This window comes from Rhodococcus sp. YH1 (genome assembly GCF_009939605.1).
GTDB classification, from domain to species: Bacteria; Actinomycetota; Actinomycetes; order Mycobacteriales; family Mycobacteriaceae; genus Rhodococcus; species Rhodococcus aetherivorans.
Genome location: NZ_WVTE01000065.1, coordinates 58,460 through 66,703, shown reverse-complemented (window position 1 = coordinate 66,703; position 8,244 = coordinate 58,460). Strand labels below are relative to the sequence as shown.

Sequence of the window (8,244 nt, the reverse complement as noted above, 5' to 3'; positions counted from 1 at the left end):
CGAGTCCCACAATCCTTCGTACCGAGGCAGCGGCACCAGTTCGTTGCGGACCACGCATTCCGCTACATCCATCTCATCACCTCCACAGTTGAGCAGCGCGGCAGGTGAAGACAGACCTGCTCGAGGTCGTCGGCCTCGCTGCGGCACGGGGCGCACCACTGGCCCCACACGTTGAGCACCACCACCTGGCCGGCGTAGTCGTCGAGCGAGAGGGTCTGCCCCTCGTTCATCAGGTCCTCGCCCGACAGTGCACCGAGGGTGCCGCGGTCCGTGGGCGGGTCGTAGAAGATCCGGGTCTGGCCCCCGGGCGAGACGAAGTCGAAGGTGCCGCCGGTGGCGACGGCGTCGTCACCGGTGGCGCACGACGTGAGAGTGAGGCCGCAGGCCAGCGCCGCCGCCGCCAGCGCCGCCCGTCGCGTGGCCCGGCGCCTCATGCGCCGTGGACGGTCGGGTCCGAAGCCCCGGCCGGTTCGGAGTAGACGATGTCGACGAGGGTGTCGCCCTGGTACACCAGCGAGGTCAGCGATGCGAGGCTGCACTGACGGTGCTGCGGGTTGTGCCACAGCCGCTCGCCCTCGAGGAAGCGGCGCAGCGTCCACACCGGCAGCTGGTGGCTGACGCACACCGCCTCCCGGCCGACCGCGGCGATGCGGGCGGCGTTGACGGCGGCGAGCATGCGGTGCGCGATCTGCAGGTAGGGCTCTCCCCACGACGGGGTGAAGGGGTCGCGCAGCTTCCACCAGTGCCGCGGCCGGCTCAACGCCCCGTCGCCGACGGCGACCCGCAGGCCCTCGAACTGGTTGCCCGCCTCGATGAGGTTGTCGTCCGTCGCCACCGGCAGGCCGTGCTTGTCCGCGATCGGCTGGGCGGTCTGCTGGGCCCGCTCGAGCGGGGAGGCGACGATGTGCGCGACGTCGTGGTCGGCGAGCGCCGAGGCCACCGACCGGGCCTGTGCCTCCCCGGTCACGGACAGCCGGAAGCCGGGCAGACGGCCGTAGAGGATGCCGCTGGGGTTGTGCACCTCGCCGTGCCGGAGCACGTGCACGATGGTGCGGGACTCGGACGGGGCAGGTTCGGTCACGTGGGAATTCCTCGGGTGTGCGTCGGGTGTGGTGGCGTGGGAGGGCCCGCTCAGGCGGTGGCGGCCGCCGCGGCCTTCGCTGCGTGCGGCAGCGCGTCGGCGATGCGGGAGAACGCGTCGTCGTCGAGCACGGAGGAGACGAACCACGTCTCGAACGCGCTGGGCGGGGCGTAGACGCCGTGGTCGAGCAGGGCGTGGAAGAACGCCGGGAACCGCCACGTCTGCGCGGCCTTGGCCTGCGCGTAGTCGGTCACCGGATCCTCGGTGAAGAAGACGCTGAGCATCGTGCCGGCGAACTGGACCCGGTGCGCGACGCCCTCGGCCGTGAGTGCCTCGCCGATCATCCGTCCGAGGGTGGTGGCGTTCCGGTCGAGCGCGGCGTAGGCGGCGCTGTCGGCGGCGCGCAGGCTGGCCAGCCCGGCGGCGACGGCGACCGGATTACCCGACAGGGTGCCGGCCTGGTAGACGGGCCCCGCCGGCGCGAGGTGGGCCATGACGTCGGCGCGGCCGCCGAACGCAGCCGCGGGCAGGCCGCCGCTCATCACCTTGCCGAACGTCATGAGGTCGCCGGCGACACCGTCGATGCCGTACCAGCCGGCCGGTCCCGCCCGGAACCCGGTCATCACCTCGTCCATGATCAGCAGCGCGCCGTGCTCGCGGGTCAGCTCGCGCAGGCCGGCGTTGAAGCCCGGCAGCGGCGGGACGGTGCCCATGTTGCCGGCGGCGGCCTCGGTGATCACCGCGGCGATCTTCCCCGGGTTGGCCGCGAACGCCGCGCGCACCGCCTCGAGGTCGTTGTACGGCACGACGATGGTGTCCTCGGCCTGCGCACCGGTCACACCCGGCGACGTCGGCAGCCCGAAGGTGGCGACGCCGGAGCCGGCGTCGGCGAGCAGGGCGTCGACGTGACCGTGATAACAGCCCGCAAACTTGACGATCTTGGTTCGGCCGGTGAATCCGCGTGCCAGCCGCACCGCGCTCATCGTCGCCTCGGTGCCCGAGTTGACGAGCCGGACCTGCTCGACGGGCTCGATGCGCGCCACGATCTCCTCGGCGAGTTCCACCTCACCGGCCGTCGGCGCGCCGAACGACAGGCCCGTCGTGGCGGCGCTGCACACCGCGTCGACGACCGCCGGGTGCGCGTGGCCGAGGATCATCGGCCCCCACGAACACACCAGGTCGACATAGGAATTGCCGTCCACGTCGGTCAGCGTGTAGCCCGAGGCGGACGCGACGAAGCGCGGGGTACCGCCGACCGATCCGAATGCGCGGACCGGAGAGTTCACACCCCCGGGAATCACCTTCGACGCCCGGTCGAACAGTGCGGTGGAAACGGAGTCGCGGGCGCGAGATGCATCGGGGGTCGCAGTCACGACCTCCAGTGTCCCAGTTTCGCGGGATTTGCCAAAAGGCGTGGACCCTGCAACGGCGGTCGTTCCGGTAGGAATGTGACCATGGTCTCGTTCGACGACGTCCGGATCGCCCTCGCGGACCGCTTCCGGGTGGTCACCGCCGCGTTGTCCGCCGACGGCCGTGAGGTACTTCTCACCGGACCGGTGGACGTCGGTGTCGACGTCGGCGGACCGGGCGCATACTGCAGCCGATACCGGCGTTCTCACATACCCACACGAGGGGCCCGAATCGTCCTAGTGTCGAGTCCATGACGACCACAGCTGAGCACATCCGCATCACCCTGGACGGCGCGTGGCGGCAGGCGCGCGAGCGGGCCCGCGCGGATCTGGACCGGCCCGAGTTCGCCCCGCACTATACGCCGGACCTGGACGCGGCCCGGGCGATCACGCTGAAGCAGATGCGGATGCTCGCCGAATCCGGCTATGCCCGGGCGGGCTTCTCCAAGGCGGTGGGCGGGGGCGGCGACGCCGGTGGTGCGGTGGCGTCGATCGAGATGCTCGCCATGTCGGACCTTTCGCTGATGGTCAAGGCCGGGGTGCAGTGGGGCCTGTTCGGCGGCGCGATCGAGAATCTCGGCACGACCCGTCACCACGAGCGCTACCTCGGCCCGCTCATCGATCTCGATCTGCTCGGCTGCTTCGCGATGACCGAGACCGGTCACGGCTCCGACGTCCAGTCGCTCGAGACGACGGCGTCGTACGACCCGGGCACCGAGGAGTTCGTGATCCACTCCCCCACCCCGTCCTCACGCAAGGACTACATCGGCGGCGCGGCGCAGCACGCGACGGTCGCCGCGGTGTTCGCGCAACTGATCACCGGGGGCAAGTCCCAGGGCGTGCACTGCTTCGTCGTGCCGATCCGCGGCGAGAACGGCGACGACCTGCCCGGCGTCACCACCTCCGACTGCGGCCACAAGGGCGGCCTGCCGGGCGTGGACAACGGGCGGATCATGTTCGACCACGTGCGGATCCCGCGGGAGAACCTGCTCAACCGGTACGCCGACGTCGAGCCCGACGGGACCTACGTCTCGGCGATCGAGAACCCGAACCGCCGCTTCTTCACCATGGTGGGCACGCTCGTACGGGGCCGGGTCACCGTCGGCGGCTCGGCGGGTGCCGCGGCCCGCGTCGCGCTGTCGATCGCGACGCGGTACGCGTTGCAGCGCCGCCAATTCAGCGCCCCGGGCGACGAGAACGAGGTGCTGCTGATGGACTACCTGGTGCATCAGCGCCGCCTGCTGCCGCTCATCGCGAGGTCGTACGCGCTGACCTTCGCGCAGAACGAGCTGGTCTCGACCATGGACCGGATCCAGACCACGCCCGTCGACGACGTCGACCCCCAGGAGCAGCGTGAGCTCGAGAGCCGCGCCGCCGGACTGAAGGTCGCCAACACCGCCCACGCGACGCGCGCCATCCAGGAGTGCCGCGAGGCCTGCGGCGGCGCCGGATACATGGCCGAGAACCGGCTGACGGCGTTGAAGGCGGACACCGACGTGTTCACCACCTTCGAGGGCGACAACCACGTGCTGACCCAGCTCGTCGCCAAGGAACTGCTCACCGCCTACGCGGACGAGGTCCGCGGGATGAGCCCGGTGGAGTGGATGAAGTTCGCCGCCGTCACGGTGTCGGACATCGTCAAGAAGCGCACCGCCGCGCAGCAGATCCTCCAGACCCTCGTCGACACCCGGAAGGACAACGAGGAGGACGGCAGCCTCTTCGACCGGGGCACGCAGATGGCGATGTTCGAGTCCCGGGAGCAGTACCTGCTCTCGACGGCGGCGCGGCGGCTGCAGGCCGCGTCGAAGCGCGAGGAGAACATGTTCGACGCGTTCAACTTCGTGCAGGACCACGTGCTGCACGCCGCGCAGGCCCACATCGACCGGGTCGTGCTCGAGGCGTTCGTCGCGGGCATCGACTCGTGTCCCGACGAGGCGGGCCGCGAGCTGCTGTCGGACCTGTGCGACCTGTACGCGCTGAGTGTCATCGACGAGGACAAGGCCTGGTACATGGAGCACCGGCAGCTGTCGGTGGAGCGGGCGAAAGCCGTGTCACGCGGCATCAACGAACGCTGCCGGACCCTGCGCCCGCACGTGACGACGCTCGTCGAGGGTCTCGGCGTGCCGGAGCACCTGCTGGGGTCGGCGATGCTCGACGGTCCGGGCACGGACGCCGGGCGCCTCGGCTGACCCGCCGGGCCGGGTGCGCGGATCAGACCAGTGCCAGCACCCGGCACGGTCCGCCGGTGCCGCCGACGTGCTTGGGCGCGCCGACGACGACGGTCGCGTCGCGCGGCGGCAAGGCCGCGAGGTTCGCCATCGCCTCGATGCCGTAGCGGCCCGCGCCGAGCAGCTCCACGTGGGCGCCGAAGTCGCTGCTGCTCGCCCGGTCGAGGCTGAGGGTGTCGACGCCGAGCCCCACGACGTTCCGTTCGTGCACGAGCATCCGCACGGCGTCGCGGTCGAATCCCGGCGCGTGCGGGATGCGCAGCGCGTCGGCGTTGACGAAGCGGGCGGGGTCGGCGAGGCGGGCCTCCCAGCCCGAGTGCATCGCGACGAACGCGCCCGGCGGGATCGGGCCGTGCTGCTGTTCCCAGGCCCGCACGTCGGCGACGGTGACCACGGAGTCGTCGTCCTGCGCGGCCTTGCCGGCGATGTCGACGACGGCGAGCGGGGCCACGAAGTCGCGCACCGGCAGCGCCTCGACGGTGGCGCCGCCGCGCACGATGTGGGCCGGGGCATCGAGATGGGTGCCGGTGTGCTCCCACAGCGACATCTCGTTGACGGCGAACCGCCCGGTGTCGAGCGTTGCGACGGGACGCATCGTGAACTGCTCGTTGCCGGGCCAGACCGGGAACTGCGGGGTCAGCGTGTGGGTCAGGTCGATCACCGCGTCGGCCCGCACGGGGGTGGTGTTCCCGCCGGCCCGTGCGGCGGGCGTCGCGGCGAGGCCCGCGGCGGTCACGCCCACTGCGGCGAGGAAGGACCGGCGGCCGAATCGGCTTCGGCTGTCCTGGATCTCGCGATACACCCGGTCGAGCACCGTCGGTGAGCACATCGTCTCGCCCTCTCAGTCGGCGGCAGGTTCCACCAGCAGGACGCGGTCGCCGCTTCCGTTGTCCGTCGTGACGAGCAGTGCCCCGTCGGGCCGCGCGGTCACCGACCGCAGCCGGCCGAATCGGCCCTCGAGCGCGGTCGCGGTCTCGTCCACCGCGCGGCCGTCGGCGGTGAGTTCGAGGAACAGCAGCTTCTCCTGCTGTTGGCTCGTGATCACCAGTGCGCCGTCCCACCCGTTCCAGCCGGCACCGGCGACGAACGTGCCGCCGGGAGTCGCGAGGGTGGGGGCGCCGGAACTCCACACGGCCCCGATCGCCCCCGGAACGCGGGCCGGGTCGGTCATGGGCACCGACTCGTCATAGACGAACGGGAAGCGGTCGGGCCGGTAGCCGTAGTTGCCACCCGGCAGCAGCAGATTCACCTCGTCGTCGCGGCCGGTGCCCTGCTCGACCGCATAGAGTTCGCCGGTGCCGGGACGCTGCGCCAGTCCCTGCACGTTGCGGTGGCCGAGAGTGAACACCGGGCTGTTCGGATCGGGGTTGCCCGCCGCGGGAGTGCCGTCGGGATCGATGTGGAGCACCTTGCCGCCCAGGCTGTTCCGGTCCTGAGGAACCTGGGGGTGGGCGGTGTCGCCCGTGCCGACGTACAGCGATCCGTCGGGGTGGGCGAGCAGCCGGCAGCCGCCGTGACGGCCGCCCTGCCCGGCCGGAATGCCGGCGAGCACGGTGGCACCACGGGTCAATTCCGTCCATCCGGCATCGACCGTCCACGACTGCACGCGGATGTCGGTGCCGTCCGGGCCGCGATGACCCTGGCAGCTGTAGAGGGTCCGGCTCGTCCCGAAATCGGGCGCCAGCGCCAGTCCCATCAGACCGGTCTCGCCCTCGGCGTACAGGTCGGACAGGTCGGCGCGCACGTCGCGGACGTCACCGTCCGGGCCACGGGCCACGAAGCGGCCCCTGCGTTCTCCGGTGAGGATCGTCCCGTCCGGCGCGGCGACGACGTCCCAGGGCTTGCTCAGCCCCTCCATCAGCGGCGTCACGGTCAGCGCCGGCAGCGCGCCCGCCTCGGGTGGCGCCGCGTGGGCGCTCGGCGCCCCTGCCGCGAGCACGCCCGCTGCGATCGCCGCCGCGTACCTCCCCGGGATTCGCACGCGCATCTCCTCCTCGCCGGATCCCGGCGATGTTACGGAAGGCGATGCGCCGGACGGCGACGACACGCGCGGCGGCGTCAGATTCGTTCGGGTTCCGCTGCGGAGGAGTCCGCCGGGACCGACCGGAGCCGGTGCGCGCGGGCCGGAACCGCGCGGCGCGCGACGAGCACGCCGAGCACCGCCACGGCCGCGAACCCGAACAGCAGGAGCCGCGCCGAGCGCACGTCGGACGGTTGTCCCGCGTTGACGAGGACCCCGGCCAGTGCTGCGCCGAACGCGTTCGCGATCAACTGGACGGTGTTGATCGCGGCGGACGCCCTGCCGCTTTCGCGCGGGTCGGCGACGGCGTTCATCGCGCCGACCGCGAGGTGCGGCCACGCGATGCCGATGCCCGCGCCCGCGACGACCAGTCCCGTGACCCACGCCGCGACCGCAGCCGGTCCGGCCTCGTCACGCACGACGGTCGCCATGAGCGCGAGACCGAGGCCGACGAGCACCGGAGCGCTCACCACGATGCGGTGCACGGTCCGTGGCGCGGACGCCGAGGCGCTCGGGATCTCGCCGAGCGTCCACCCCACCGCGAGCGCGGCGCCGAGGAAGCCGGCGGCCAGCGGCGCGAGGCCGGCGAGGCGCTGCCCGAACAACGGGACGAACGTCTCGGCGGTCGAGGCGACCGCCAGCACTGCGATCGTCAGGTACACCCAGCGCAGCCGGGCGGTGGTGAACGTCGCCGCGGGCAGGATGCCGTGCGGGCTGCGGCGGTCGACGGCGACGAACGCGACCACGGCAGCGGACGCGACCGCGATGAGGGTGATCGTGGGCGCACTGCCGGTCACGACGGCGGCCACGCTGACCGCCAGGGCCGCGGCGGTGAGCAGGGCGAGCGAACCGAGCGGAATCCTGCCGGCATCCCGCGATCCGCGGGCGTGCGCCGGCAGGGTGAAGGGCACCGCGGCGGCGACCGCGAGCGTGCAGACCACTAGCGCGCCGAACGCCCATCGCCAGGCGTGGAACTGGGCGAACACGCCGCCGACGGCGGGTCCCGCAAAGGTCCCCACGCCCCACATCGCCGATACGAGCGCCGCGCCGCGGCTCCAGAGGCGTTCGGGCAGTGCACTGTTCAGAACGGCGTAGCCGAGCCCGGCGAGCAGGCCGCCGCCGAGTCCCTGGACCGCCCGGCCCGCCAGCAGCGTCTCCATGGACGGGGCGAGCGCACACACGAGGGTGCCGGCCGCGAAGGTCCCGAGCGCCACGAGGTAGGCGCCCCGGGGTCCGCGGGCGGCGAGGAGGCGGGCCACGGCCGTCGAGGAGATCACCGACGCGATGAGGAACACCGTCGCCGTCCACGCGTAGTAGGCGTGGCCGCCGATCTCCTCGACCGCGGTCGGCAGCAGGCTCGTGGTGAGGTACACGTTGGTGGCGTAGAGGGCAACTCCGCCGGCGAGAACCGATGCTGTACCGAGGTATTCGCGGCCGAGAAGTTCCGACCAGGAGCCGGCGCGAGTCGTGGATCCGTGCATGCCGGTGACTGTAGAGTCTCGAGTG

6 protein-coding genes and 1 pseudogene are annotated in these 8,244 nt (G+C 72.1%); 1 reads left to right on the top strand and 6 read right to left on the bottom strand.

Going from position 1 to position 8,244, the window contains the following annotated elements; translation table 11 throughout:
- Nucleotides 1-113: 113 nt before the first annotated feature.
- The 3 genes and pseudogenes from AIIKEEIJ_RS07010 to hemL form a co-directional block, all read right to left on the bottom strand.
- Nucleotides 114-434, bottom strand: a pseudogene (locus AIIKEEIJ_RS07010) (TlpA disulfide reductase family protein); the annotation flags it as partial.
- On the bottom strand, nt 431-1,081 hold the full coding sequence (locus AIIKEEIJ_RS07005) for a histidine phosphatase family protein (protein ID WP_006935931.1): 651 nt from the start codon (nt 1,079-1,081) through the stop codon (nt 431-433). The gene AIIKEEIJ_RS07005 and the pseudogene AIIKEEIJ_RS07010, both read right to left, overlap by 4 nt.
- Nucleotides 1,082-1,131: 50 nt before the next feature.
- A complete protein-coding gene (gene hemL / locus AIIKEEIJ_RS07000) occupies nt 1,132-2,454 on the bottom strand; it encodes a glutamate-1-semialdehyde 2,1-aminomutase (protein WP_161995282.1) in 1,323 nt (440 codons plus the stop codon).
- A 287-nt stretch (nt 2,455-2,741) separates the two neighbouring features.
- Between hemL and AIIKEEIJ_RS06995 the strand changes: the two genes are divergently transcribed.
- Nucleotides 2,742-4,679: an acyl-CoA dehydrogenase family protein gene (locus tag AIIKEEIJ_RS06995; protein ID WP_161995281.1), complete on the top strand. Its 1,938-nt coding sequence runs from the start codon at nt 2,742-2,744 to the stop codon at nt 4,677-4,679.
- A 22-nt stretch (nt 4,680-4,701) separates the two neighbouring features.
- Here the strand turns inward: AIIKEEIJ_RS06995 and AIIKEEIJ_RS06990 are convergent, their stop codons facing one another.
- The 3 genes from AIIKEEIJ_RS06990 to AIIKEEIJ_RS06980 all read right to left on the bottom strand — a co-directional run bounded on the left by AIIKEEIJ_RS06990 (nt 4,702) and on the right by AIIKEEIJ_RS06980 (nt 8,219).
- A complete protein-coding gene (locus AIIKEEIJ_RS06990; protein WP_161995280.1) occupies nt 4,702-5,547 on the bottom strand; it encodes a cyclase family protein in 846 nt (281 codons plus the stop codon).
- Nucleotides 5,548-5,559: 12 nt separating this feature from the next.
- A complete protein-coding gene (locus tag AIIKEEIJ_RS06985) occupies nt 5,560-6,705 on the bottom strand; it encodes a PQQ-dependent sugar dehydrogenase (RefSeq protein WP_202916670.1) in 1,146 nt (381 codons plus the stop codon).
- Nucleotides 6,706-6,776: 71 nt separating this feature from the next.
- Complete coding sequence (locus AIIKEEIJ_RS06980; protein WP_161995278.1) at nt 6,777-8,219, bottom strand: MFS transporter; 1,443 nt, start codon at nt 8,217-8,219, stop codon at nt 6,777-6,779.
- Nucleotides 8,220-8,244 lie beyond the last annotated feature (25 nt).

Bases quoted from the DNA above. Each gene is read 5' to 3' on its own strand.
- AIIKEEIJ_RS06990 (WP_161995280.1), bottom strand. From the start codon at position 5,547: ATGTGCTCACCGACGGTGCTCGACCGGGTGTATCGCGAGATCCAGGAC.
- AIIKEEIJ_RS06985 (WP_202916670.1), bottom strand. From the start codon at position 6,705: ATGCGCGTGCGAATCCCGGGGAGGTACGCGGCGGCGATCGCAGCGGGC.
- AIIKEEIJ_RS06980 (WP_161995278.1), bottom strand. From the start codon at position 8,219: ATGCACGGATCCACGACTCGCGCCGGCTCCTGGTCGGAACTTCTCGGC.
- AIIKEEIJ_RS06995 (WP_161995281.1), top strand. From the start codon at position 2,742: ATGACGACCACAGCTGAGCACATCCGCATCACCCTGGACGGCGCGTGG.